This window comes from Alteribacter aurantiacus DSM 18675 (assembly GCF_000429705.1).
Lineage (GTDB): Bacteria > Bacillota > Bacilli > Bacillales > Salisediminibacteriaceae > Alteribacter > Alteribacter aurantiacus.
The window spans coordinates 1,227,177-1,253,246 of sequence record NZ_KE386941.1; the positions used below are offsets into that span (position 1 = coordinate 1,227,177).

At 40.2% G+C, this 26,070-nt stretch carries 31 protein-coding genes; all 31 read right to left on the reverse strand.

The features are described 5' to 3' along the window. Positions 1 to 91: 91 nt before the first annotated feature. The 31 genes from frr to G476_RS0109530 all read right to left on the reverse strand — a co-directional run bounded on the left by frr (position 92) and on the right by G476_RS0109530 (position 26,060). Positions 92 to 649 carry a ribosome recycling factor gene (gene frr, locus G476_RS0109380; RefSeq protein ID WP_026689870.1) on the reverse strand — a complete coding sequence of 186 codons (558 nt, stop codon included), beginning with the start codon at positions 647 to 649 and terminating at the stop codon, positions 92 to 94. Continuing rightward, entirely contained in the window at positions 649 to 1,377 is a 729-nt protein-coding gene (gene pyrH, locus G476_RS0109385) for a UMP kinase (RefSeq protein WP_026689871.1), read from the reverse strand. Before pyrH ends, frr begins: the two co-directional genes overlap by 1 nt. A 104-nt stretch (positions 1,378 to 1,481) precedes the next feature. Continuing rightward, complete coding sequence (gene tsf / locus G476_RS0109390) at positions 1,482 to 2,366, reverse strand: translation elongation factor Ts (protein ID WP_026689872.1); 885 nt, start codon at positions 2,364 to 2,366, stop codon at positions 1,482 to 1,484. Positions 2,367 to 2,507: 141 nt separating this feature from the next. Continuing rightward, positions 2,508 to 3,230, reverse strand: coding sequence for a 30S ribosomal protein S2 (rpsB, locus tag G476_RS0109395; RefSeq protein WP_026689873.1), 723 nt, complete (start codon positions 3,228 to 3,230; stop codon positions 2,508 to 2,510). A 226-nt stretch (positions 3,231 to 3,456) separates the two neighbouring features. Further along, entirely contained in the window at positions 3,457 to 3,882 is a 426-nt protein-coding gene (locus tag G476_RS0109400; protein ID WP_026689874.1) for a DUF6115 domain-containing protein, read from the reverse strand. Between the two features lie 13 nt (positions 3,883 to 3,895). Beyond that, complete coding sequence (locus tag G476_RS21670; RefSeq protein WP_035186345.1) at positions 3,896 to 4,159, reverse strand: hypothetical protein; 264 nt, start codon at positions 4,157 to 4,159, stop codon at positions 3,896 to 3,898. A gap of 23 nt (positions 4,160 to 4,182) precedes the next feature. Further along, positions 4,183 to 5,556 (reverse strand): flagellar assembly protein A, encoded by a 1,374-nt coding sequence (locus tag G476_RS0109410; protein ID WP_026689875.1) that lies wholly within the window; start codon positions 5,554 to 5,556, stop codon positions 4,183 to 4,185. A gap of 30 nt (positions 5,557 to 5,586) precedes the next feature. Then, positions 5,587 to 6,351, reverse strand: a complete 765-nt coding sequence (locus tag G476_RS0109415; RefSeq protein WP_026689876.1) for a FliA/WhiG family RNA polymerase sigma factor — start codon at positions 6,349 to 6,351, stop codon at positions 5,587 to 5,589. Positions 6,352 to 6,475: 124 nt separating this feature from the next. Further along, positions 6,476 to 6,964, reverse strand: a complete 489-nt coding sequence (locus G476_RS0109420; RefSeq protein WP_026689877.1) for a chemotaxis protein CheD — start codon at positions 6,962 to 6,964, stop codon at positions 6,476 to 6,478. Next, positions 6,957 to 7,592: a chemotaxis protein CheC gene (locus G476_RS0109425; protein ID WP_026689878.1), complete on the reverse strand. Its 636-nt coding sequence runs from the start codon at positions 7,590 to 7,592 to the stop codon at positions 6,957 to 6,959. Before G476_RS0109425 ends, G476_RS0109420 begins: the two co-directional genes overlap by 8 nt. After that, entirely contained in the window at positions 7,592 to 8,062 is a 471-nt protein-coding gene (locus tag G476_RS0109430) for a chemotaxis protein CheW (protein WP_026689879.1), read from the reverse strand. The genes G476_RS0109425 and G476_RS0109430 overlap by 1 nt, the downstream gene beginning before the upstream one ends. Positions 8,063 to 8,107: 45 nt before the next feature. After that, complete coding sequence (locus tag G476_RS0109435; RefSeq protein ID WP_026689880.1) at positions 8,108 to 10,111, reverse strand: chemotaxis protein CheA; 2,004 nt, start codon at positions 10,109 to 10,111, stop codon at positions 8,108 to 8,110. A 22-nt stretch (positions 10,112 to 10,133) separates the two neighbouring features. Beyond that, a complete protein-coding gene (locus tag G476_RS0109440) occupies positions 10,134 to 11,186 on the reverse strand; it encodes a protein-glutamate methylesterase/protein-glutamine glutaminase (RefSeq protein ID WP_026689881.1) in 1,053 nt (350 codons plus the stop codon). Continuing rightward, positions 11,183 to 12,061: a MinD/ParA family protein gene (locus G476_RS0109445; protein WP_035186347.1), complete on the reverse strand. Its 879-nt coding sequence runs from the start codon at positions 12,059 to 12,061 to the stop codon at positions 11,183 to 11,185. The genes G476_RS0109440 and G476_RS0109445 overlap by 4 nt, the downstream gene beginning before the upstream one ends. After that, on the reverse strand, positions 12,051 to 13,148 hold the full coding sequence (locus G476_RS0109450; RefSeq protein ID WP_026689883.1) for a flagellar biosynthesis protein FlhF: 1,098 nt from the start codon (positions 13,146 to 13,148) through the stop codon (positions 12,051 to 12,053). Before G476_RS0109450 ends, G476_RS0109445 begins: the two co-directional genes overlap by 11 nt. After that, on the reverse strand, positions 13,145 to 15,187 hold the full coding sequence (gene flhA / locus G476_RS0109455) for a flagellar biosynthesis protein FlhA (protein WP_026689884.1): 2,043 nt from the start codon (positions 15,185 to 15,187) through the stop codon (positions 13,145 to 13,147). Before flhA ends, G476_RS0109450 begins: the two co-directional genes overlap by 4 nt. Positions 15,188 to 15,210: 23 nt before the next feature. Beyond that, on the reverse strand, positions 15,211 to 16,296 hold the full coding sequence (flhB, locus tag G476_RS0109460; RefSeq protein ID WP_026689885.1) for a flagellar biosynthesis protein FlhB: 1,086 nt from the start codon (positions 16,294 to 16,296) through the stop codon (positions 15,211 to 15,213). Positions 16,297 to 16,299: 3 nt separating this feature from the next. Then, positions 16,300 to 17,076 (reverse strand): flagellar biosynthetic protein FliR, encoded by a 777-nt coding sequence (fliR, locus tag G476_RS0109465; protein WP_026689886.1) that lies wholly within the window; start codon positions 17,074 to 17,076, stop codon positions 16,300 to 16,302. Positions 17,077 to 17,080: 4 nt separating this feature from the next. Further along, the gene (gene fliQ, locus G476_RS0109470) at positions 17,081 to 17,350 is read right to left on the reverse strand and encodes a flagellar biosynthesis protein FliQ (RefSeq protein ID WP_026689887.1); all 270 of its coding nucleotides are present in this window, start codon (positions 17,348 to 17,350) and stop codon (positions 17,081 to 17,083) included. A gap of 16 nt (positions 17,351 to 17,366) precedes the next feature. Beyond that, positions 17,367 to 18,035, reverse strand: coding sequence for a flagellar type III secretion system pore protein FliP (fliP, locus tag G476_RS0109475; protein WP_026689888.1), 669 nt, complete (start codon positions 18,033 to 18,035; stop codon positions 17,367 to 17,369). Further along, the gene (locus G476_RS22855; RefSeq protein ID WP_169720884.1) at positions 18,035 to 18,688 is read right to left on the reverse strand and encodes a flagellar biosynthetic protein FliO; all 654 of its coding nucleotides are present in this window, start codon (positions 18,686 to 18,688) and stop codon (positions 18,035 to 18,037) included. The genes fliP and G476_RS22855 overlap by 1 nt, the downstream gene beginning before the upstream one ends. Positions 18,689 to 18,696: 8 nt before the next feature. After that, entirely contained in the window at positions 18,697 to 19,059 is a 363-nt protein-coding gene (locus G476_RS0109485; protein WP_026689889.1) for a response regulator, read from the reverse strand. Positions 19,060 to 19,083: 24 nt separating this feature from the next. Then, entirely contained in the window at positions 19,084 to 20,262 is a 1,179-nt protein-coding gene (gene fliY / locus G476_RS0109490) for a flagellar motor switch phosphatase FliY (RefSeq protein ID WP_026689890.1), read from the reverse strand. Beyond that, positions 20,255 to 21,247, reverse strand: coding sequence for a flagellar motor switch protein FliM (fliM, locus tag G476_RS0109495; protein WP_026689891.1), 993 nt, complete (start codon positions 21,245 to 21,247; stop codon positions 20,255 to 20,257). The genes fliY and fliM overlap by 8 nt, the downstream gene beginning before the upstream one ends. A 32-nt stretch (positions 21,248 to 21,279) precedes the next feature. Next, positions 21,280 to 21,711, reverse strand: coding sequence for a flagellar basal body-associated protein FliL (fliL, locus tag G476_RS0109500; RefSeq protein ID WP_026689892.1), 432 nt, complete (start codon positions 21,709 to 21,711; stop codon positions 21,280 to 21,282). Further along, on the reverse strand, positions 21,712 to 21,939 hold the full coding sequence (locus G476_RS0109505; protein WP_026689893.1) for a flagellar FlbD family protein: 228 nt from the start codon (positions 21,937 to 21,939) through the stop codon (positions 21,712 to 21,714). It abuts the gene before it with no gap. Positions 21,940 to 22,003: 64 nt separating this feature from the next. Continuing rightward, positions 22,004 to 23,257, reverse strand: coding sequence for a flagellar hook protein FlgE (locus tag G476_RS0109510; protein ID WP_026689894.1), 1,254 nt, complete (start codon positions 23,255 to 23,257; stop codon positions 22,004 to 22,006). A gap of 66 nt (positions 23,258 to 23,323) precedes the next feature. Next, on the reverse strand, positions 23,324 to 23,692 hold the full coding sequence (locus tag G476_RS0109515) for a TIGR02530 family flagellar biosynthesis protein (RefSeq protein ID WP_026689895.1): 369 nt from the start codon (positions 23,690 to 23,692) through the stop codon (positions 23,324 to 23,326). Between the two features lie 27 nt (positions 23,693 to 23,719). Further along, positions 23,720 to 24,169 carry a flagellar hook assembly protein FlgD gene (gene flgD / locus G476_RS0109520; protein WP_026689896.1) on the reverse strand — a complete coding sequence of 150 codons (450 nt, stop codon included), beginning with the start codon at positions 24,167 to 24,169 and terminating at the stop codon, positions 23,720 to 23,722. 9 nt (positions 24,170 to 24,178) lie between these two features. After that, on the reverse strand, positions 24,179 to 25,471 hold the full coding sequence (locus G476_RS0109525; RefSeq protein ID WP_026689897.1) for a flagellar hook-length control protein FliK: 1,293 nt from the start codon (positions 25,469 to 25,471) through the stop codon (positions 24,179 to 24,181). A 31-nt stretch (positions 25,472 to 25,502) separates the two neighbouring features. Continuing rightward, the gene (locus tag G476_RS0109530) at positions 25,503 to 26,060 is read right to left on the reverse strand and encodes a magnesium transporter MgtE N-terminal domain-containing protein (protein WP_035186348.1); all 558 of its coding nucleotides are present in this window, start codon (positions 26,058 to 26,060) and stop codon (positions 25,503 to 25,505) included. Positions 26,061 to 26,070 lie beyond the last annotated feature (10 nt).

A 26,070-nucleotide genomic window follows, 5' to 3' on the forward strand; every position in this document is an offset into this window, starting at 1 on the left:
TTTGTCAATCCCGTTGTCTCCATTTTTAAGTGTAAAAAAACCCCCTGATAATAGAGGGTCTTTTACTCTGTTTATTTTACACGGTTTGAGCTTATACTTCCATAATTTCTTTTTCTTTGTTGTCAGCAATGCCGTCGATTGTTGTAACATAGCTATCCGTTACTTTTTGAACGTCATCTTGGTTACGTCGTAGCTCATCCTCAGTTAGTTCACCGTCTTTTTGCAGTTTCTTAAGTTCGTCGTTGCTATCACGGCGAATATTTCGAATAGCAACCTTAGCATCTTCGGAATATCTACGAACAAGTTTGACCAACTCGCTACGGCGCTCTTCTGTAAGTGCAGGAATTGTAATACGGATGATATTACCATCGTTTGATGGTGTAAGACCGAGGTCCGCTTTTTGAATCGCTCTTTCAATATCCGCTAGAGAAGATTTATCAAACGGTTGAATGGTTAACATTCTCGCTTCCGGTACTGAAATGGTAGCAAGTTGATTTAATGGTGTCATCATACCGTAGTATTCGACTTGTACTTTATCAAGAATGGAAGGGTTCGCACGACCGGCACGTAGAGTCGCAAGCTCCTTACGAAGAGATTCAATTGACTTATCCATTCTTTCTTTGGCTTGGTTAATCGTTTCTTGACTCATTATTTATTCGTCCCCCTTATAACTGTTCCAATTTCTTCGCCTACTACTGCACGCTTTATGTTACCTTCTTCCATGATGGAGAAGACAATTAACGGTATATCATTATCCATACATAACGATGAAGCAGTAGAATCCATTACAGCAAGACCGTCTTTTAAGAGGTCAAGGTACGTAAGAGATTCGTATTTCTTTGCAGATGCATCTTTTGAAGGGTCCGCAGAATATACTCCGTCTACTTTGTTTTTAGCCATCAAAATGACGTCAGCCTCGATTTCAGCTGCACGCAAAGCAGCTGTAGTGTCCGTTGAGAAGTACGGGTTCCCAGTACCTGCTGCAAAGATAACCACACGCTTCTTTTCTAGGTGTCTGATCGCTCGGCGGCGTATGTAAGGCTCTGCCACTTGTCTCATTTCGATTGATGTTTGTACTCTTGTTTGAACGCCGATGTTTTCCAAACTGTCTTGTAGAGCCAAGGAGTTCATCACTGTTGCAAGCATACCCATATAATCAGCGGTGGCGCGATCCATGCCTTTCGCACTTCCTGCCATCCCACGCCAAATATTTCCTCCACCAACTATGATAGCTACTTCAACATCAAGCTTAACAATCTCTCTGATTTGCTCTCCGATCGATTGGATTACAGAAGGGTCAATTCCGTAGCCCTGATCTCCGGCGAGAGCTTCTCCACTTAACTTTAATACAATACGTTTATATTTAGGATTCTCCATTTTACCCTCCTGACTTAGTCTAAAAACTAATGTTTGATTCATGATCGGATGAAAAAAGTTTTGCACTTGGGAAAAAGGGACACAATGTGCCCCTCTTATCCGACTTACTTTTTCACTTGTGACATAACTTCTTCAGCAAAGTTGTCTTCGCGCTTCTCCATACCTTCGCCTACTTCAAAGCGAACGAAAGATACAACACTTCCACCTTTAGACTGAACGTACTTCCCAACTCTTTGGTCAGAGTCTTTTACGAAAGACTGCTCGTTCAAGCAGATATCTTCAAAGAACTTAACAAGGCGACCTTCAACCATTTTTTCAACGATCTTCTCAGGCTTGCCTTCGTTTAACGCTTGTTGCTTAAGAACGTCACGCTCACGCTCAACTTCTTCTTCTGAAACAGCGTCGCGGCCTACATATTTAGGGTTAATCGCAGCAACGTGCATAGCGATGTCTTTTGCCGTTTCTTCGTCTGTTCCTTCAAGAACAGTAAGAACGCCGATACGTCCTCCCATGTGAAGGTATGAACCAAAGTTTTGGCTGTCTGTTTTCTCAACTAGTGCGAAACGGCGAAGAGAAAGCTTCTCTCCAATTTTAACAATTTGGTTGTTGATGTAGCTTTGAAGCGTATCATCAGAACCACCTTCAAACGCTTGTCCAAGTGCTTCCTCTACATCAGCAGGCTTGTTTTTAAGGATGTGATCCGCTACAGCTGCAACAAGGTTTTGGAAGTTTTCGTTTTTAGCAACGAAATCTGTTTCTGAGTTAAGTTCAATAATAACAGCTTGGTTACCTTCAGTTTTAACCGCAGTAAGACCTTCTGCCGCTACACGATCAGCTTTTTTCGCAGCTTTCGCGATTCCTTTTTCGCGAAGGAAATCTACCGCTTTGTCCATGTCTCCATCTGTTTCTGTTAGGGCTTTTTTGCAGTCCATCATTCCTGCGCCTGTTTTTTCACGTAGTTCTTTAACTAATTTAGCTGAGATTGCCATTGTAAATCCTCCTTGAAATTTCAGTAGGTTAAGTATCATAGTACCATCTTGACTTATCGAAGCCGTCCTTAAACGAAAACTTCTTTAAAAAAGGGTGATAAAGGGTCTGGCCCTCTATCACCCTTGTAGGACGTGCATATATTAAGCAGTTGTTTCTTCTTCTTTTTGTACTTCTTCTTCTTGACCTTGGTTAGCTTCAATAATAGCATCAGCCATTTTAGAAGTTAGAAGACGTACAGCACGGATCGCATCGTCATTACCTGGGATAACAACATCGATTTCATCCGGGTCACAGTTCGTATCAACGATAGCTACAACAGGGATGTGAAGTTTACGTGCTTCTGCAATTGCGATACGCTCTTTACGAGGATCGATTACAAATAGTGCGTCCGGAAGTGTGTTCATGTCCTTGATTCCGCCTAGGAATTTTTCAAGTCGGTCCATTTCTTTTTTAAGAAGGACAACTTCTTTCTTAGGAAGAACGTCGAACGTTCCGTCTTCTTGCATACGTTCAATGTTTTTAAGGCGTTGAATACGCTTTTGGATTGTTTCAAAGTTTGTAAGTGTACCACCTAACCAACGTTGGTTGATGAAGTACTGTCCAGCGCGCTCAGCTTCTTCTTTAACAGAATCTTGCGCTTGTTTTTTCGTACCAACGAAAAGAACTTTCCCTCCGTCAGCTGCGATGTTGCGTACGTAGTTATACGCTTCATCTACTTTCTTGACCGTCTTTTGAAGGTCAATAATGTAAATTCCGTTTCTTTCTGTGAAGATGTAGCGATCCATTTTTGGGTTCCAGCGACGAGTCTGGTGACCGAAGTGTACCCCAGCTTCTAATAGTTGTTTCATGGAGATAACTGCCACATCAAACACCTCCTTTGGTTTTTTATTATCCTCCGCATGATTCGTCTAAAAGTAAAACTGCGCTATGCAGCACCATTACTTAAATCCACATGCGTGTGTGATTAACACCGAGAATTACTATACCATAGGAAGATAGGTTCTAGCAAGGATTTAAGACGCATTATTTCAAACTTTTATTAGAAGTACAAAAGTCCGACGGCGTTATACATCGAATATGAATCCCACATTATTTATAAAACTTTAAAAAAAGTTCAACTTCCCCTTTGCCCATGTTCATTTTCTTTGCGATTTCATCTACTTTGAAACCTCTCTCTGATAAGGAAAGGATCTGGGCCGTTTGGGAGGTTTCCACGTGATCTTCGTTATTTGTAGGGGAAGGTGGAAGATATGTGGGTGTCGCTTTTGAGTGTTCCTTCATTGGTGAGTGATCATCGTTTTGCCTTTGTTCTTTGTCTTTCTTAAGTTCTTTTATCAAAGAAACATTATTTTCTTTCATTTCGGTTGTATATGCAAACAGCAAATCTTCAATTTCTTTTGTGGTTGTAGATGGATTAGAATGAGCCTCTACCTTATGTTGACGTTGGAAAAGCAATACGATCAAATAGAAACTGATAAGGTGCAAGGCGACGCTGACCATTAGTAAGTATTCCATTTTTGTTCCTCTTTCATTTTGATATATCAACAGTTCTTCCAATGTATGGGTGAAGATCATAACTTGCATTTTGTTGTGTTAGGTCTGTAGCTATATGTAGACTCGTTTTTTCCGAAGGTGTAATGACTTTTCGTTTCACTTTGTCTAAACGACTGGATTCTTTTGTGAGTATAGACTGGGTGACTTGGCCTCTTTGCTGAAGTTGATCTTGTATTTTTCCCGCCATTTGCGTTCTCGGTAGAACTACTTGCAATTCAAGTGCTTTTAGTCCGCCCATTCTAGATCAACCTCTCATCCATTTTATAATGAAGTGAGTGTAATTTCACTTTTATTCAATGTTAACGTAACACAATGGTGCTTAGCGAGAATTTTTCTTCTATATTTACCGAAATAAACGTTTACATTGGGGTTCAATCCCTTTTGAACGTGTAACGCTATCGATTCCGGTTGTTGTAAGACATAATGAATTTTTTCTTTTTTCTCACTGATCTCTTGAAAGTCTTTATTCGTTTTAACGATGTTATGCTTTACTTTTACTATGAACAGTCTTTCTTTACCAAGTAATGAATTTTCCTGTTCTTTCTGAATTAATATTCGATACAATTTTGACAGTTTAGTCATGACTTGCTTTGCTTCTTCATACATTTTTGAAACTTCTTTTTCTTTAATGAGTACCTCTTTATGGACTCCTAAGTAAAGGTGAGTTGGGGTGTTCATCTCATTTCCAGCTTCATTTACTTTAATTCCTTGTGCCGCTGACACACTTCCCCCAACGATATTGCCTCGTTGTTCCGTACATTCAACTTTCCCTAGGACACTTATGTTACTGTGTAAAATGGATTGCGCTACGATTAAATCATTACCCGCAAAAATGGTTGCTTGATTTACAAATGACGTGTGTACGTTGACTTCTGCCGTAATTGAACCTTTACCTTGAGAAACGATTCCTTCTCTTACGTAAATGCTACCACCACTGCTGAGGTCTGCACCTTCTACGGAGCCTAAAATGATAATGTCGCCCTTTGCATTAATTTCGTATCCGGCTGGAACATCCCCATGAACTTTTACCGAACCTGCAAAATCAATGTTCCCTGTTTTCATTGAAATATCACCATTTACTTCATGGACAGGATATACGTGAACGATATGATCTTCCACGCTCAATTTCCCACTGCAAGTAGCAATCAGTTCCGTTTGTTCACGATTTACTCGTGTATGTCGTCCTGCCCTTAGCGTCAAGTCTTTACCGGGAGTCGCCCTTATTTCTTGTCCGGAAACCGTCATTCCGTTTTCCCCTATTGTAGCTTCTACCTTTTTAGCAACTGTTGTTCCTGACTCAACATTTTTTAGCTGATGAATATTTCGCAAGTTCATGATCTGTGTCTCATTTTCACCTCCTTGCTCAAACAATGTTACAACGGCCGTCACAGTTGCCGGTGTTCCATGGATGACCTTTTTTCCACTTGCAATAACAACGGGGCTAGAAGCGGACAGGTCCTCCAAAAGAAATGAATCTATCTGTTTATAATCAATTCCATAAACAACACCAGAATTTTCCAAAAAAGTTAAAATCTCGTGTTTTGTCACAGCACCTTCAAGAGGCTTCTTCAAAGTTGCATATGCTTTTAAGTGATCGTTCGACAATGTAATATCAATGTACTCCTTTACCCTCATAGTCCTCTCCCTTCACACTACAACACATCGTTACATTCGCACCAATGCCGTTTGTAACTTAAACAAGGCTTTGGAATGAATTTGTGAGATCCGAGAAGTAGAAAGACTCAAGACTTTACCGATCTCTGTTAATGTAAGTTCTTCGAAATAAAATAAACTGAGAACCACCTGCTCATTGTCAGTAAGTCCTTTCATCATGTGTCCTAATTCTTCATATTTAGCTTTTTGTAGGACGTGCTCTTCAGGAGTCCTTGATTGGTGATCAATAATCGTAGAAGCGTATGTTTCACCTGGAACCTCATCACCTGTTTTTTCGTCAATAGAAAGCAAATGAGAAACGAGGCTCTCTTGCATAATTTGGAGAACTTCCTGTTCCGTTAACGAACATTCTAACGCGACTTCTGACGCTTCTGGTGCCCTTCCCAATTGCTGTTCTAGACGGTACTGAGTACTTTCAATTCGTTTGGCTTTTTCCCGTAAGGTTCTTGGCATCCAATCTTCTTGGCGTAAACCGTCTATTATGGCGCCTCTAATACGAAAGGAAGCATATGTATCAAACTTGAGTTCTCGCTTGTAATCGAACTTTGCCAATGCATCATATAGTCCCATGAGGCCATGACTTCTCAAGTCATCTTGCTGCACTCTTTTCGGTAAACCGGCTGCGACCCTTTGCACATGAAAGTCCACTAAAGGCATATAGGCTTCAATTAATCGATCGCATGCCTCGTTATCACCACCTGTTTTAAAGCGCTCCCAATACAGTTCCATCCCCTTCACTTCGCCAAGCTTTGGCATAATGTCCCCTCCCGACTATGACTTTTTCACACTGGCTAGTGGATTCATGTTCTTTGTCTTTGTCTTTGTCTTTGTCTTTGTCTTTGTCTTTGTTTGTTAAACCATCATGCGTTCACATGAAGGATTAAATGACTTTCATCTCTTGATTAATGGTACGAATTTCTAGCTTAAACGTCATTGAATTGAATTCAATTGTACGCCCATTCTTTCCTCCAACATCTTCACTCACAATTGGTATTCGATTGATTTTCAGTTCTTCTTTTACCGCTTCTATATTTCGTGGCCCTATTCTCATCGATTCGCTTGAGTTAGAATAGGCAAACATCTGTGCACCGCCTGCTATTTTTGCTTTCAAGGAAGATAATTGCGCGCCTTTTTTCTTCAAATTCAAAAGAAGGTCATGTATGGCTGTATCAGCGTATTTAGCTCGATTCAAATTCTCAGGCTTACATAATTTTGAGGTAGGTAACATAATATGAGCCATGCCGCAGTCATTCGTTTTCTCATCATAAACGACAATACCTACACATGACCCAAGTCCCATCGTTCTTAATTTCATTGGAGGTGTAGTCATCTTAAGATCTGCCATACTTACTTTCACGATATTATCCATCAAGTTGAACTCCTAATGACTGTAATAGAGGTTGAAATGACTTTGGGTCAGGAAGGAAGAAAAAATGACCATTCATTTTATTTTTATCGCAACCCTTTTCTGTCATCTTTGTATCAATCACTAAAGCATAGTCACTATGCATGGAATGGGCAATCAACCCATGGCTGACGATAGCCATTGCCATATCCACCACTGTTTGTGACACAGTTGGATAAAGTCTTAGCTTTGTAAACTCCGCAAGAGCTGAAAGGTACGATCCAGCTAAAATATTCCCTACTTCATTAAAGGCAGAAAGAGCCATTGATGAGTAAGGAGGGGTTTTAAGGGGTTCTTCTAAGTTAGATGTGAGTTCTTGCACAAGAGAAGATGCACCGTCTAAAGAAAGCATAAAGAATAAACTACCTGTCACATCACCCTCGACTTGAAGGAAAGCGGCAACAACGACCGCTTCTCCACCTCCAAGTCGTTCATTCATTTCCTCAAAAGGGACAAGATCCACTTGTGGCACACTCATATCCATCGGTTTATTCAAAAGCGTCGATAAGGCTGTGGCAGCATGTCCAGCTCCAATGTTTGCCGTTTCTTTAAAAGCATCAAGATGCTTCTCGCTGATCGCTTTTCGATCCATTACGATTTTGCCTCAATTGTTTTTAACTCCTCCAACTCAGCCTTGCTCAACACTTTGTTTAAGTTTAGTAGAATAAGAAGACGTTTTTCGAGCTTAGCGACTCCATTGAGGTAGTCAGCCTCAATGCCTCCTACAACTTCAGGCGGCGGCTCAATGTTATCTTGATTAATATCCATCACGTCGTTTGCTGCATCTACAATTAATCCCACTTCCATATCATCAACAGTTACGATAATTACCCTTGTCTGATTGTTGTACTCTCTCTCTTGAATGTTAAACCGCATCCTCAGATCAAGAATAGGAGTGACAACGCCTCGAAGATTAATCACACCTTTTATAAAAGATGCTGTATTTGGTACACGAGTAACTGTTTGTACTCTTTCAATCGACTTGACTTGTTCGACACCTACCCCATATTCTTCTTCTCCCAATTGAAAAACGATTACTTTTTGACTTTGTAAAACGCTCATTCAAACCCCTCCAATTTATGTGTGCCTACAAATTGATAACCTTTTTTACTTAATAATTGTATTGCAATCTATAATCAATGCTACTTCTCCGTCTCCTAAAATGGTTGCTCCTGAGATCGCAAACACTTGACTGAGGTAACTTCCTAATGCTTTTAAAACAATTTCTTGTTGCCCGATAAAGGAATCTACAATTAACGCTGCCATCTTTTCTCCCTTTCTGACCACAACAACAGAGAGGTACTCTTCCTCTCCTTTTTCTAAATCGGTAGGGGTATCAAAGATTTTCTTCAAAGAAATGAGTGGGACGACCCGGCCTCTAAAATCAATGACTTGTTGATTGTGCGCACGAAGGATATCTTCTTTTTTAATGATTGCCGTCTCGATAATAGAAGAAAGAGGAATAGCGTATTTTTCAACACCCACTTCCACCAGCATGACTGAAATAATAGAAAGCGTTAATGGAAGCTGAACCGAAAATGTTGTACCTTGCCCCTGACTTGATGTGATCGTCACACTTCCGCCTAGTGATTCAATCTTGCTTTTAACAACATCCAAACCTACACCCCGTCCAGAAACATCCGAGATCTCCTCTCTCGTACTTAGGCCACTAGAGAATAACAAATCATAGATTTGGGCTTCCGTAAGTGTTTTTGAAGATTCTTCTGTAACGACACCTTTCTTTATTGCTTTTGAGAGGACGTTATTTGTGTCAATTCCCGCTCCATCGTCGGAAACTTCTATAAACACGTGATTACCACTATGATATGCATGAAGCTGAATCGTACCTTGTTCGGGCTTTCCTCGCTTTATGCGTTCCCCGGGAGTCTCTACCCCATGATCAATGGAGTTTCGCAGTAAGTGCACAAGGGGGTCACCAATCTCGTCGATGACTGTTCTGTCGAGTTCGGTTTCTTGACCGACTACTTTAAGTTGGACTTGTTTATTCAAGTCTTTTGCAAGCCCTCTAACCATCCTTGGAAATCGGTTGAATACTTGCTCTACAGGTACCATCCTCATAGTGAGTATGATACTTTGCAAATCTGCAGAAATTCTGGTCATGTGTTCAACTGTATCTGTCAATTCGTTGTTGTTTAATTCATCTGCAATTTGTTCGAGCCTGCCCTTATCTATGACTAGTTCTTCAAACAAGTTCATCAAAGCATCCAATCGATCAATGTTTACACGAATTGTTTTATTTCCGGAGGTGCTTTTTACTGCTTCTTTTTCATTTGATTTTTTTGTTTCAACTTGTTTGATTTGTTCAATTTGCTTTGCTTCTTGTTGTCCTTCGTCCTCTTTTTTAGAGTCCAAGTCAATTTCAGTGACTACCACCTTTTCTACTTCGCTTACTTTGAAGATCCTCTCGTTAAGCTCGTCAGAGGTTTTTGTTGATAGAATGGTCAAGCTAAAGGAATTGTCAAACTGTTCGTCTTCCAACTTTTCTACAGGTGGGTTCGTTTTGATGACTTCTCCTACTTGTTCTAAAACATCAAAGATCATGACAACTCGAGCCGCTTTTAAAATACAGTCTTCACGAAGAGTGACCTCTACGTTGAAAGGTACATAACCTTGCTCCACTGATTGAGCGATTACAGTTAGTTCAAAATCATCAAAGGTTTCAGTATCAATAGAAGGCGCTTCCAATACTGCCGCTATTTCTTTTACGGCCCCATTTCTCTCAAACTCGCAAAGTTTCTCCAACACAGATTGAACATCTGCTGTGCCATCTCCACCTAAAGCAATGTCTTCTACCATTTTTTCAATATAATCAACAGATTCAAAAACCACATCAATTAATATCGTGTTCGCTTCATATGTATCATTCCTAATACCGTCAAGAACATTTTCCATTTGGTGAGTAAGATTCGTAATTTCTTCATAGCCCATTGTAGCCGCCATTCCTTTTAATGTATGGGCCGATCTGAAAATCTCTCCAATTAAGTCCTTGTTGTTCGGATCTGTCTCCAATTGTAACAAGTGCTCATTAATGGATTGAACGTGTTCACGACTCTCTTCAATGAACATATCCAAGTACTGATTTTTCTCCATCTTCTTTATTCCCACCTTTCTCTTAATGTTTGAGTAATTCCTTTGTGACTTGATTTAGATCAACGACCTTGTCGCACAGCCCAGCGTCAATGACAGATCTTGGCATACCATACACGATTGACGTGTGTTTTGATTCAGCAATCACAAACGCGTTTCCTACAGATTTAAGCTGTTTCACTCCACATGTGCCATCGCTCCCCATTCCGGTTAAAATTACCACTATTGTGCGTGTTTTTGACAAGTTGGATAGTGAATGAAGCATCACATCAACGGAAGGTCGATGCCCATTAACAGAGGACGCAGAGTAATCCAATTGAACTACGACAGAAGACCCAATTCTCTTCACTTTTAAATGGTAGCCTCCTGGAGCAATATAAGCAATCCCTCTTTTTATGATTTCACCATTTTCCGCTTCTTTTACTTTGATTTTTGATAGTTGATTTAGCCTCTCGCTTAACGACTTCGTAAATCCTGGCGGCATATGTTGCACGATTAAAACAGGATAAGGAAATGTTGAAGGCAAATCCTTTAAAATGTTTTGCAAGGCACGAGGGCCACCGGTAGATGTACCAATGGCAACAATCTGATTCATGGTCTTTGCACAAGCCGTCGTTGTTTCTTCCTCTACTTTATGATGATTTACCAATTCAACTGCTTGGCTTTGAATGGACGTTGATGCCGCTCTAACTTTTTGGATCAGGTCTGCTTGAACTCGGTGCATATCTAAGGAGATCGAGCCTGACGGTTTTGGAATAAAGTCAAATGCCCCAAGACTCATGGCTTCCATTGTTGTATCAGCACCTCTTTTTGTCGTACTTGAAACCATAATCACAGGAACGGGATTTTCTATCATTAGGGTTTTTAATGCTTCCAGTCCGCTCATCACTGGCATTTCTACATCTAACGTGATGACATCAGGATTTAGCTCTTTTACTAGAGCGATCCCTTGCTTTCCGTTTCTTGCTTTGCCAATGACTGTAATAGTGGAGTCAGCTTCAAGGAGGTCGCCGATCATTTTTCTCATAAAGGCAGAATCATCAATAATCACTACTCGGATCTTCTTGTCTATCGTCATTTATTTGTTAACCACCCTTTTAGTTTTGTTACAAAAGGATAGCGGTCGGTTTTTGGCTTTCCGCAATAATCATAGGCTACCTTCACCATCGCTTTGCTCACTTTTGATTGAGGTTTATCTTTAATGTAAGGTCGCTGATTACAAACCGACTCCCAAACCACGTTGTCTTTAGGTAAGAAACCAAAAAATTCAATCTTTTTATTTAAAAAAGAGCGGCATACCTTTTTGATATTCGAGGTAATTGCCAATGCTTGTTCTTGGTTTTTCGTCTGATTTACAAGGAGGTGAACTGGAAGTAAGGGATCTTCTTTATGTATAAACTTAATCATTCCATACCCGTCCGTTAGAGAAGTCGGTTCAGGTGTCGTAACGACGATTACATCATGAGCAGCAAATAACAGCTTCGTTCCCGAAGATGTGATTCCAGCACCAAAATCGAGAAGAATGACATCATAATCCTCAACAATTGAAGAAAGTTCATTTGTGAAAAATTCCAAATCCTCAGAGTGTAAGTGAACAAATTCTGCTAAGGCCGAGCCCCCTGTAACATAGTGAAGGTCATCTCGTGCTTTTTCAACAATTGTTGTTATCGGCCATTTATTCTTCATCATATCAATCATGGAATGCTTAGAAGTCTTTCCCATCAATAGATCGATATTCGCCATTCCCAAATCCAAGTCGATAATCAATACTTTTTTATTTACATTCGTAAGAGCCAAACTGAAATTTACGACGAAGTTGGATTTACCAACTCCTCCTTTTCCGCTCACCACAGCCATTACATGCGCTTTCGTGCTTACCGGTTTAATAGTACTGCTCTTTTGATGTTCATTCACTGTAAGCCTCAATTGTGACGCTTGATCTTTATGAACCATAATACTTGCCTGCCATTTGATCTATAATGCTATTTTTCTTCGCTAGTTGAATGTCGTCGGGTACATCTTGTCCTGTTGTTATATAGGAAGGCTTTAGGTGAAAGTCAGAGAGAACATTTGCGATTGACCCGTGTGAAGATGTTTCATCCCATTTGGTGAAAATCACAAATTCTGGTTCAAGCTTTTTGAATTGATTAATAATTAGTTTCATATCCTCATATTTACTTGTTAAAGACAAGACCAAATGGGTCTCCACATCCTCACTTAAATCGATCGTGTGTCGTAATTGATCAATAAAATCACCGTCTTGATAATTGCGCCCTGCTGTATCGATAAACACCGCGTCTTTGTCAGCGAGGGTTTGTTGTGCCTTTTTAAAGTCGTCAAGGGTGTAAACGACTTCAATTGGAACATTTAAGATGCGCGCATACGTTTTTAATTGCTCCACAGCACCAATACGATAAGTATCGGAAGTAATAAAACCGATCGATTTCTTTTCTTTCAACAAGGTGTATGAAGCCATTTTTGCAAGAGTCGTCGTTTTTCCGACACCAGTAGGTCCAACTAAGGAGATAAATTTTTTGCGATTTGGAGTTCCAGTAAAAGATTGTTCAGGAATAACTTGTTCCATAGCGTCTTTAAACCAAGAAACGTCATCAATAAATTCTGGCGAGTCTTCTTTGTACCATCGTTTCGTAACCTCACCCATGACGCGTCCTTTAAGGTCTTCTGACAATCCTTCTAAATAAAACAAGTGATTCATTTTCTCCAAAGGACCACCGGTATGATTGGGTAGTCCTTTTGGGGAGAGTGGTAAAATGGTGTGTTTTATCGAGCGTTGATCCTTATTCGTTTTTTCCACTCGGTTTGAAGGGATTACTGCAGGCTGTTTTTTCTTTTCTTTATGAATCGTTGGTTCAGGGTCAACTGCCGCGATTACTTCTAATTGTTTCTTAGTAAGAAATCCGAAAAACCCTCCTTTTTCAATTGTCCTTGAATGGAGAATGACAGCATCAGGTCCTAGTTCCTGCTTGATTCGGTTTAAGGCCTCGGGCATATCACAGGCTTGAATTTTTTTTACTTTCATATCCCTTTCACCACCCCAATACTTTGCACTTCAACGTTCGGTTCCAGTTCATTATAAGAAAGAACAGGAACTTGAGGAATATATCGTTCAATGAGATGACGTACATACATTCTCACAGCTGGAGAACATAAAAGAATCGGCATGTACCCCATTTGCTGCATTCTTTCAACCTCTTCCATGATTTGCTCAATAAGAAGTTGAGATCGCTCAGGATCAAGTGCTAAATAGTTGCCATGCTCTGTTTGCTGTACCGAATCTGATATGAGCTTTTCCACTGCTCCACTAACTGTAACGACGTGAAGAGCTTCATTGTCAGGTACGAACTGTTTAGAGATCTGTCTACTTAAACTCTGTCTTACATACTCCGTTAAAAGAGTTGTATCCTTTATCATCTGACCATAGTCAGCAAGGGTTTCAAAGATAATCGGAAGGTTTCGTATGGACACTTTTTCCTTTAACAAGTTACTTAACACTTTCTGCACTTCTCCTATGGTCAAAGGATTTGGTGTTACATCCTCTACCAACGTACTATAGGACTCGTTCAGATGGTCAATAAGTTGCTTCGTTTCCCCACGCCCGACAAGTTCATGCGCGTGATTTTTAACGACTTCCGTTAAGTGTGTTGATACAACAGAAGGGGGATCGACGACTGTATACCCGGATAATTCGGCCTTCTCTTTTGTTTCCTCTGTAATCCATAAAGCAGGAAGTCCAAATGCGGGTTCGATTGTCTCAATACCAGTAACTGCATCATCATCAACACCAGGACTCATAGCCATGTAATGATCGAGAAGCAACTCTCCTTTTGCGACTTCACTGCCTTTAATCTTGATTGAATATTCATTCGGCTGAAGCTGGATATTATCCCGTATTCGAATGACTGGAACGACCATCCCCATCTCAATTGCCAGTTGTCTTCTTATCATGACGACTCTGTCAAGAAGGTCGCCCCCTTGATTCGTATCTGCCAATGGAATTAAACCATATCCAAATTCAAACTCAATCGGATCGACTTGCAATAAACTGACGACACTTTCAGGAGAAGCGAGGTCATCGTCCGGTTCGTTCTCTATATCCGCTCGTTCTTCTTCTACTTTGCCTCGAGCTTCCTCTCTACTTAAGAAGAACCCGCCTGCACCAAGCATAAGAGCAACCATCGTAGGAATAGGCCAATTAATTGGCGTAGCAGCCCCAAGAAGGAAAATGGTAATGCCTGCTACATACATCATTTTCGGATAAGCAAATAGTTGTTTTGTGACATCGTGACCAAGATTCCCATCTGAAGCTGCACGAGTGACTACTATCCCTGTCGCTGTCGAGATGAGTAAGGCAGGGATTTGACTCACAAGACCATCCCCTACTGTTAACAGGGTGTACTTGTCAGCAGCCGCCGCAAGGGGCATCCCTTCTTGTAGCATTCCAATCACGAGACCAAAAATAATATTAATAATCACTATCACAATCCCGGCTATAGCGTCTCCTTTTACGAATTTACTTGCTCCATCCATTGAGCCGTAGAAATCAGCTTCTTGCTCAATTTTCTTTCTCCGTTCTTTAGCTTCAATATCGGATATCATTCCTGCATTTAAGTCTGCATCAATACTCATCTGTTTACCTGGCATGGCATCGAGGGTGAACCTGGCTCCTACTTCAGATACTCTTTCTGCACCTTTGGTAATCACGACAAACTGGATTACCACAAGAATGATAAAAATAACGAATCCTACTAATGCATTACCTCCTACAACAAAGGAACCGAATGTTTCGATAACATTCCCTGCATCACCATGATTACCAAGTATGGCTCTTGTCGTAGACACGTTTAGTCCCAATCGAAATAGAGTAACAAGTAACAGCAGTGTTGGAAAAATGGAAAACTGCAATGCTTCCTTTGTATTCATAGCAACTAATATAATCAGAAGCGCCAATGAGATATTAATGATGATTAAAAAATCTATGATGCCTGTAGGCAAAGGAATAATTAACATGATAACAATCGTTATTACCCCTAATAAAACGGTTAAATCCCTAGGTGCCATTGCACTTCTCCTTTTCTTTGCACTTACTGACCTGCTTGTTTATTTAAACGGTAAACGTAAGCCAAAATCTCCGCTACAGCTTTAAACAGCTCTTCAGGCACTTCTTGGCCGATATCCGCTTGGGCGTATAGGGCTCTGGCCAGAGGGCGGTTTTCTACTGTAATGACGTCGTTATTTTTGGCAATCCCGATTAACTTCAGTGCTACATAATCAACACCTTTAGCCGTGATGACTGGTGCTTCCATATTGCCTTCATCATACTTCAAGGCAACTGCATAGTGGGTCGGATTCGTGATGACGACATCCGCCTTTGGTACTTCTTGCATCATCCTGCTTGTTGCCAATTGCCGTTGTTTTTCTTTCATTCTCGATTTAATGAGAGGATCACCCTCACTTTTCTTATGTTCATCTTTCACATCTTGCTTTGACATACGAATGTTTTTTTCATGATCATACTTTTGGTACAAATAATCCAAGATACCTAAAAAAATGAGGAGTAATGCCACAGCGAGTCCCATGATAACGGTTAGAGAGCCAATCATTGTAGCACTGTCACCAACGGAATATAAACCGAGTGACAGAATATCATCCACATAAATCCAAATGATGGTAAAGGTGACGATTCCCACAAGACTGATCTTGAGCATGCTCTTAAGAAATTCAACTAAAGCTCTAACTGAGTAAATTCGTTTAAACCCTTGAATCGGGTCCATTTTACTGAGCTTCATCTTAATGGCCTCCGGTGCAAACAAGAAGCCGACTTGCATATAATTGCTTATAATGGCACCGATCATGGCTACAAACATAATCGGACCTACAATCCATACTACTTCCATCGTCAGGTCAAGGAACAATGCCTGAACATTTCTTTCTGTCAGTTCAAGAGTTAGTAAATGTTCAAATGTATAAGAACTCATTTTAAATAAGCGCTCTGATGCGTAACTTCCAATTAACCATAAAAATAAAAAAACAAATAATAAGATAATAGCTGTGTTTACATCAGAACTTTTAGCTACTTGCCCTTTTTTGCGAGAATCTTGTTTTTTCTTCGGTGACGCTTTTTCGGTCTTCTCTTGGGAGAAGAACATCAGATCGGCAGTAAGGTACATGTGCTAAAACCCTCCATAAAGCTCAAGTAACACTCTCATCGTTGCAATCATCGTCTCAATCAAATGACTCACGAGAATAAAAAACGGACCCATGACAAGAAAAAGCATTAAAAAACCAGCAATAATTTTAAGTGGCAGTCCCACTACAAAGACATTGACTTGTGGCACTGTTCTTGAAACCATTCCTAATGCTACATCAACTAGAAAGAGGCTTCCGACAATAGGCATCGCCATTTGAAAGGCGAGCATAAACATCGTATTCATACTTGTGACAACATGCATAACCACTCCCTTATCTCCTAAAGGAAGCGTTGGCTGATCGAGAGGTACAAATTGATAGCTATAAAACACCCCGTCAATCAATAAATGATGCGCATTTGTTGCCAGCATGAATAACAGTGCAAATGTATAGAGATAGCCTCCTGTCATTGGACTTTGAGCACCAGTTTGGGGGTCAATGACATTCGCAATCATAAACCCCATCTTTATGTCGATAAACCCACCTGCTACCTGTATCGCATATAAAACAAGAGAAGCCACAAAGCCGATCGTTAGTCCAACGAGTGCCTCTTTTATGATCAAGGTAAAAAAAAGAGCGTCTATCTCAATCACAGGCCACTCATAAGCAAAAAATACAATCCACGCCATGAAAAACGAGAATCCTACCTTATACATGGACGGGACGTTTTGATACGAAAAAAGAGGAAGGGTAATCACGAAAGCAGACATTCTCACTAAAACAAGAAGGTATGCAGGGAACCACTCAAGTAAATCAATCATTCTATTACCCTATGTATAGATGTAAATTGGAAAAGATATCTTCAGTAAATGAAAGAATGACATCCAACATCCAAGGTCCGAATATGACTAAACCTAAAAATACACCTACAATCTTTGGAATAAACGCCAAGGTTTGTTCTTGTATTTGAGTGGTTGCTTGAAACACGCTGACTAGTAAACCTATTCCTAATGCAAGAATTAATAAAGGACCAGCTACTAAAAGTACCGTGAATACCCCACGTTCTGCTAATGATATAACCATTTCTGAACTCACGTTTCACACCTCAGTTTTAAAAGCTTAATAATAATGAACGAATAACCAAATGCCATCCATCCACCATGACAAATAACAAAATTTTAAATGGTAAAGCAATCATTACTGGTGGTAGCATCATCATTCCCATGGCCATGAGAACACTTGCTACGACCATATCAATGATCAAAAAAGGGACAAAGATCATAAAGCCGATTTGAAACGCCGTTTTTAGCTCACTTATAGCAAATGCGGGAACAAGTGCAGTAAGAGGAATATCGTCCAAACTTTCAGGACGATCCAACCCCTGATAACCCATAAACAATGCCAAGTCTTTTTCTCGCGTGTGGTGGGCCATAAACTCTTTAATAGGTCCAGCTGCAGCTTCAAATGCCTCTTCTTGTGTTACCTCCTCGTTAAAGAGAGGCTGAAGAGCTTCTTCATTTATATCCTGAAACACAGGTGCCATTACAAAAAACGTAATGAACAAAGCAAGTCCAATAAGGACCTGGTTTGGAGGCATTTGCTGAGTTGCAAGACCAGTTCGCACAAAACTTAGAACGATAATGACACGAGTAAAACAGGTCATTAAAATAAGAAAGCTCGGCGCCAACGTCAGCACTGTTAATAGTAATAACAGTTGGATCGTAGATGTTAAATTCTCAGGTTCATCACTAAAGATGTCTAATGCCGGGATCTCAAGCATTACTTTTTCTCCTTCAATGTCGTGTGAAGTTTATTGTGAGTGTCTTTTACACTCTTTAAATTCTCATTGAGCATAGATGAAAAAGAATGTTTTGTATCTTTTTTAGCGTTAAACGACTGCCTTAACCAATGACTTGCTTTATTAAGAGGGATGTCGAATGCGTCTTGAGGTCGATGATCTTCAAGTAGTTTATCAACTTCTTGTTTATCCGAAATCTCTTTTAGCAATTGGACGTTCTCTCCCACTCCTACAATAAGAATTCTCTCCCCTACTTGAATGAGTTGAACAGAACGATTGGGACCTATATTTACACCACCTGCATTCTTAATGGCTGAATGAGCTTGGTGTGCCATATTTCGTTTATTAAATAGTTTTAAAAGCCCATAAATAAGTGCAATGACGACACCTAAAGCCACGAACATTTGAAATAACATCCCAATGTAACTTTGTTCATTTTGAGACGTTTGAACAAGCGTTTCATTATCCTGTTGGTTTTGTGATATTGGTGAGTCGTAACCATCCATTAGACCCTCTGTTACAGAACGATTGCTATCCCCAAAACCTTCTTCACTAAACACATTTTCCGGTAACAAGAAAATAGAAGTTACAAACCATAAAACTACAAACCATTTCATCTTCAACTGATTTTGCACACCAATCATTATCCTAACGTTTTGCCTATGGCTTCCAACACTCGTTCTGCTTGAAATGGCTTAACGATGAAGTCCTTAGCCCCTGCTTGAATGGCGTCAATCACCATCGCTTGCTGTCCCATAGCAGAGCACATGATCACTTTCGCATCTCCATCAAAACCTCGAATCTCTTTAAGTGCTGTAATTCCATCCATCTCAGGCATCGTAATGTCCATTGTTACTAGGTCTGGCTTATGCTCTTTGTAAAGAGAGACAGCTTGTTGCCCATCTTGTGCCTCTGCAACTACTTCATAATTGTTTTTAGTTAAGATATCTTTTATCATCATTCTCATAAACGCCGCATCATCTACTACTAATACTCTTGCACCCATTATTGGTACCCCCTGTAAAATAACTTATTTTAATTTATTGATTCTATCTCGTTGACTAACAATGTCTGTCACTCGAACGCCAAAGTTTTCATCAATAACAACTACTTCTCCTTTGGCAATCAGTTTTTGATTGACCAGTACATCCACCGGTTCTCCGGCGAGCTTATCCAATTCAATAATTGACCCTTGTGAAAGCTCCAATATGTCTTTGATCGATCTTTTCGTTCGACCTAATTCCACTGTCACTTCCAAAGGAATATCAAGGAGCATATCCAAATTTTTAACTTCAGTCGTGTGGCTCCTTCCTTCTTCCACCCCGAACTCACTAAACGCTACTGGTGCAACATCCGCTGTTCGTTGTGTAAGGTTGCCCGACGAGTAATCAAGTGTTTCAGATTCATAAGAAGGCTCTTGCTCCTCTGCAAGCCCCGGTGAAGGTTTCACTTCTCTTGGTATTTCAGGTTGTTGAGGAGAGGACTCTGTACTCAATTCATTTGAAGCTGCTACTTCAATTGAATCTAATCCCGGATTCATAAGCTCTTCCACCATTTCTTTTGCAAACGAAATACTAACTAATTGCATCATCTTGGAGTCAATTAATTCCCCCACTTTTAAGTGGAATGAAATATTTCCCAATACATCTCCATCGGGCATTTGGTTCAATCCTATGTTTTCAGACAAATCTAACAGATCGATTCCTGGTGGGGAAATGTCTACTCGCTTATTAAAAATGGTAGACATGGATGTTGACGCCGAGCCCATCATTTGGTTCATGGCCTCTTGAACTGCACTAATATGCATATCGGATAAGTTTTTGTCAGGATTTAGACCGTCTCCCCCAAGCATAAGATCAGCAATAATTGCAGCATCAGTCGTCTTTATGACCATAAGGTTTACACCTTCAAATCCTGTCGTATACTTCACATGGACGGCTACATGCGGTTGGGGAAATTCCTCGTCAAGATTTTCCTTTCTAATTACCGTTACTTTCGGTGTTGTAATATCGACCTTTTCGTTTAGAAGAGTGGATAAAGCTGTGGCTGCACTTCCAAAGGAGATGTTGCCGATTTCTCCAAGAGCATCCTGCTCGATACCGGACAAGTAATCTTCTGTTACAATACCTTGAGTGCCATCAGATTTAGTCTCATTCATACCATTTAACAAAGCATTTATCTCTTCTTGGCTTAACATATCATCAGTCAATGTGTTCTCCCTCCCCTATTTTTTCTGTAATTTGAACAGCCATGTTCTTCTTTTGTCTACCTGGTTGAGCCAGAAATTTAGGTTCATCCCCCACGCATACGGTTAAAGGGGAATCCGTTTGTTGGTTGAGCTCAATCACATCGTGTTTATCCAATTGCAAAAATTCTTGAATGGTAATGGAAGAACGGCCCAGCTCCACACTGATTGGTAGAAATGCTTTTTTCACATTCTTTTTTAACGATTCTTCTTCAAACGGTAGCCGTTCTTTATGTTTTTCTTGCATCCAAAGATGTACACTCAGTTTGGGAAGCAAGTGTTCGATAACCAGATGAGGCAAACAGAAATTAATCATTCCTGAAGCTTCTCCTATCAATGTTTCCAAAGAAATGACAACGACTGTTTCATTTGGGGAAACCAACTGAAGAAATTGAGGATTCTCCTCAAGTTCCTCCATCACGGGGTTAAACGCTTCAATGGATTTCCACGCTTCTTGATAGGTGTACAACATCTTTTGAAAAAGTTGTGAAATAATCTTTGTTTCGATTTCGGTTAAACCTTCGCTCTTGTTAAGGGCTTCTCCCTTCCCTCCAAGCAACCGATCGAGCATGGCATAGGCAACATTCGGATTTACTTCCATTAATAGCCGACCATCCATAGGGATGGGTTCGAATACGGTTAAAATTGTTCTTCTCGGAACAGAACGAATAAATTCTTCATATGGAAGTTGATCCACAGAAGCTACACTCATCTGAACATACGTTCTTAACTGAGCTGACATCTGAGTCGTAAGTAAGCGCGAAAAGTTCTCATGAAGCCTAGTCAAACCACGAACTTGATCTTTGGAAAAACGAAGGGCTCTCTTAAAATCATATGTACGTATTCTTTTTTTTGCGTCTTCTCTTTTTAACTCGTCTGCATCCATCTCACCCGTAGATATGGCCGAGAGAAGGGCATCAATTTCCCCTTGTGATAATACATCCGCCAAAACCTTCACCTGCCTTGTTTACCTGTGCTACTTTACTGTATAATACGCTCTCTTAAATACACGTTTTCTACAGCACCTGTGTCTAGTAGGTTATTAAAATACGTAATCAATTCTTGTTCCAGTTCAATGATCGAATCTGAACCTTTAAAGTCACTTGCACTTCGATCGGCTAATACTCTTATAATGATATTTTCAACTTGAAAATCTCGTTTTTCGAATTCTTCTTTTGCGTCATCGCTATCGAGTTGAATCACAAATTTTGTTCTAATCACATTGTTTGACAACAGGTTTGTTGTAATTTCATCCGTTTCAACACTCCATTTAATCATCTCTTCAATAGAGGGTTTTGAATCTGCAACTGTAGGACTTTCAAATTGGGTAATGATGACCAACCCTAAAACACCGATTAACGTTAAAGTAGTCAACATAATGACCATAATATTTACTAAGCGATTTTTAAACATTTAGTTTTTCCTCACCTCGTCCCAATTCATCATTGCCGTATTGAAAGTAAGGCCTGCTTCTTTATAAAAGTCTAAGATCTTTTTTGTTAAGTCTTCTTTTGATTCCTTCACTACAATCGCTTTTCCATTAATCAATGTAATCGTAGTATCCGGTAAGGTGTGAATTTGTTCAATAAGCAGTGCATTTAATATAAACTTATCGTTATTTAATCGTGTGAGCTCTACCATAAGATCATTGTTACCCTCCTTCTATACAGCCGCCCTAAGGATTGACCAAAGGGCGACTCTTTCTTTATCGTTTGAGGTTAACCAATTCTTGAAGGAGTTCATCTGACGTGGTGATCATCCGTGTGTTCGCTTGGAACCCTCTTTGACTCACAATCATCTCAGCAAATTCCTCACTCAAATCAACGTTGGACATTTCAAGGCCCGATACCATTAACTCTCCTCTTCCTCCAAGACCCGGAGCTCCGACTTGTGGATTGCCTGAGTTATTGGAAGCTTGAAACATATTGGACCCGGATTTTGTGAGACCGGCCGGGTTATTGAAGTTAGCGGTAGCAAGTTGCCCTAAAAGCCGGACCTCTCCGTTAGAAAATACACCATTGATTTCACCGCTACTTCCAATGCTGTAACTTTCAAGAACGCCTTCTCGGTTCCCATCAACTTCATCTATTTCCACGTTTGAAGGAGAAGCAAATTGCGTGATTCGAGAAAAATCAAGAGTAAACGCAACAGCTGGAGCATCACCAAGAGCGAGTGTCATCTCTTCTAACCATTCATCCTCGTCGTCGCCATCTTCCAGTCGCAATTCTCCACTTGTGAAATCCAATTGTTTTGACGCTCCAAACTCTTCGAACTCAAGTTCCCCGTCATCACCCTCAACTTCACGGCTAAATGTCGCTTCCCAGCTGTTTACACCATTCTTTGTAAAGTCCACTCTAATAGAATGGGTACGCCCTAGTTCATCATGAACCAAAAACTCCATCGGACGGGTACTACCTACTGCTCCTTCCGCGTTTAAGTTTCCACGAAGGGTTGCATTTTGTGTTGCTTGAGGATTAGTAACACCACCGGATTGAATGAGAAGATCGCCAAGTTGCGTGTCATTGATCACGCCGTTCTCGTCAGCAGGGTATCCTTGTATTCTCATTCCGTCAGCATTTACAAGTCTTCCTTGCTGATCAAGATAAAAGTTCCCGGCTCTCGTATAATAAGACTGGTTACCGTCAGCCGCTATAAAGAAGCCATCCCCAGATATAGCGAGATCAAGATCTCGTCCGGTCGACTGGACAGACCCTTGTGTTTGAACACTATCAACTGAAGAAAGCATTGAACCTAACCCCACTTGTTGCGGGTTGGTACCCCCTCTATTTTCTCCGGCTGATCCAGCTCCTGAGAGTTGCTGACTCACAAGGTCTTGAAATGTAACTCTTCCTTTTTTAAAACCATGGGTATTTACGTTTGAAATGTTGTTCCCGATTACATCGAGCTTCGTTTGAAAGTTTTTCATTCCACCGATTCCTGCATACATTGATCTAATCATTTATGAATCTCTCCTTTTTACCGCGTCCATCTATCGGCGGTCATTGGCTTCCTTTCGGTCCAGCCATTAGTGATCAATAATAATTGCCCCATCTATTCCTGTAAAAAGCTGAGAAGATGCTTCTTGCCGATTCATAGCAGTGATAATCGTTTCATTTTTTGCACTTGCGATGAGTGCAGCATTTTTCGTAAGAATAAGACTCTCGCTAACGCCTTTTGTTTTTGCTTCTGATAGCTTGGCTTCAATTTCAGCCCAAGTCCTGTGAGTAAAGGAAATATTTCGCTCGTCCATTCTTTTTTCTGCATGTTTACTTATTTTTATGGATGGATGAAGTGACTCGTTTAAGACAGATTGAAACGATTCCTTTGGCGATTTGCTTTTTAATGTGGGCAACGGCATTGGCTTATACAGATGATGAGAAGTGACTTTATTCATAGTCAGTCCTCCTTTATACAAGTACTTTTACGGATTGGAAATACTCATAATCTCTTTTTTAGAGAGATGGTGTTTGTCATCAACAATAAACGTTGTTTTACCTTCCTTAAACGAAACCTGGGTTACAACACCACTTTGTACAATACCGATATTATCACCTGCTTCATCGGTTTGTTTTTTCTCCCATTCTACCTTTTTACCAATCATGTCACCGTAACTTGTGAATGATTGTTGATCAGGTGCACTTACTAACTTATCCAACGTGGAAGAGATGTTTGCCATTTGCTCCAATGTGGAGAACTGGGCCATTTGCGCAATAAATTCTTTGTCTTCCATGGGATTTAGGGGATCTTGATTTTGCAGTTGCGTGATGAGAATCTTCAAAAAGGCATCTTTATCCAAATCGTCTGTTCGTTTATTTGAATTTCGAGCTTTATAATCTTCCAAATAAAGACTTTCGGTAGCAGAGTTAATCAAAATATCACCTCAAATTTTCTCATTAATAAATGCATTTAAAACATGTTCAAACTCGCCACCGGCCTTTTCATTTTGTTCCTCATGAACAGATGGTTCGTCCTTATGTTCTTCTCGATCATCTTGCTTTTCTTTGTATCCTTGCTGAGATGTGATTTCAATTTTGTCAACGGCAATGTGTTGTGAAGCAAAAGCTTGCCTTAAGTGTTGAACTTGTGAATCGATTAGCTCTCTTGCAGCTGATGTAGACGCCATGATGGTGGCCGCCATCACTCCATTTACCCTTGAAAGGGTGACATCAAGTCTTCCTAGGTGCTCGGGATAGAGTTTAATCGTCAATTGTTGAAGACCTTGCCCGTGTTGAACAAAAGATCGGTTCGCGATTGCTGTTTCAAATTGGTGCAAAAACCGATTAAACTGTTCTGATGTCTGATTTTTTTCACCTAAATGGATCGCTTGTTGTACAACCAAAGTCATAGGTTGAGTTAAATGGTCCAATCTCAACATTGCTGAAGGGCTTTGTACCCTTATTGGGTCCACATGTCTTGTAAAAGCCATTTTAAGTGTTTCATCAAATTGCCTTTGGTTTTTTTGATCCTTTGAAATGTTCGTTTCACTTTTGTCTTCCATACGAGTCCCTTGACTCGTTACCACTAAAAGCCGTTTTAATAATTCAGATAAAGCCGCCCCTAGCGAACTTGGTTCTTTTATTTCTTTAAATGCACTCATTAACTCAGGAGATTGCTCCATGACTTTATTTAGAACAGATACTAATTGACCCTGATACGTATTCCGCTGAACTTCGGAAGTGTTTAGGATCGTATCTTCATGGAATTTCTCATTCTCATTTCCCGTTATGTCATCTTGGGCGGTACGCAGATCCGGTGGTTGGTGATCTTTCGGTGCGATTAGCGCGTGTGCAAGAAGGACAGCCAATTTAACTTCTGGTGGCCATTCTTTCTTTTCAAGAGAACTAAACGTTAAGCTTTCGTCACTAACCTCCTCAACGGCATTAAGGGAATCGGGTAAAGAAGATAATACATGAATGAGTTCTTCTAAAAGTAAAACATCCTTATGAATCACCTCGTCCTCTTCAAGCATCAACACGTTTATTAATTCATCTAAAGGGCTTTGCTCATAGGAATTGTCATTCTCTATTTTAAAACGTTGATTATTATCAATGGGTGGGTCCAATAACTTGTTCAAGGTTTCGTGAAAGGTACTTTTAGATAATTTGTGATCAGGTGATCCATGTAATACGCTTAACATAGTTAAAGGCATAGCGGACGCTACTTGTGTGTTCACATTTACACCTCCCTTCGTTTCTTTTACACTATTAATTTTTCATTAGGCTAACTAACTGCGCCGCTTCCTCTGGATTCATTCTCGCTAAAATATTTGAACGATTGGATGTTCTCATTACCTTCAAATAAATCACAGCTTCATCTTGATCGATCTCGGACATGATGGCTGCAGCTTTGGATGCTGTCATGTTCTCCAGGGTTCGAACAATTTCACTTAAGTCACTCTTCTCATCTTGACTATCAGAAATTGAATCAACATCAACATCGTCGTCCTCTTCCGATTCTATACGTAGAATCTCTTCTTCAAGTTCTCCAATTGTGAACTCCATTGTTTCAATCGTTCTTAGACTTTGTGCATTTTCTGCTTCAAGCTCTTGAATTCGTTCTTCCAAATTCTCTCTTGCAATCTGATCTTCTCCTTCAATAAACGAGCTCAAAACCGGTAGCGCACTCCCTGTCTGTTTAACGGATTGTTTAAAGTCATCATTGACGAACCAAAAAACAACTAACGTAACGATTATAAGAAAAAGTACTGGGATTAGGACGAGCATGATTATCACTTGCATTTTATTCGATTGCCCATTCTCCAACTCATTCACC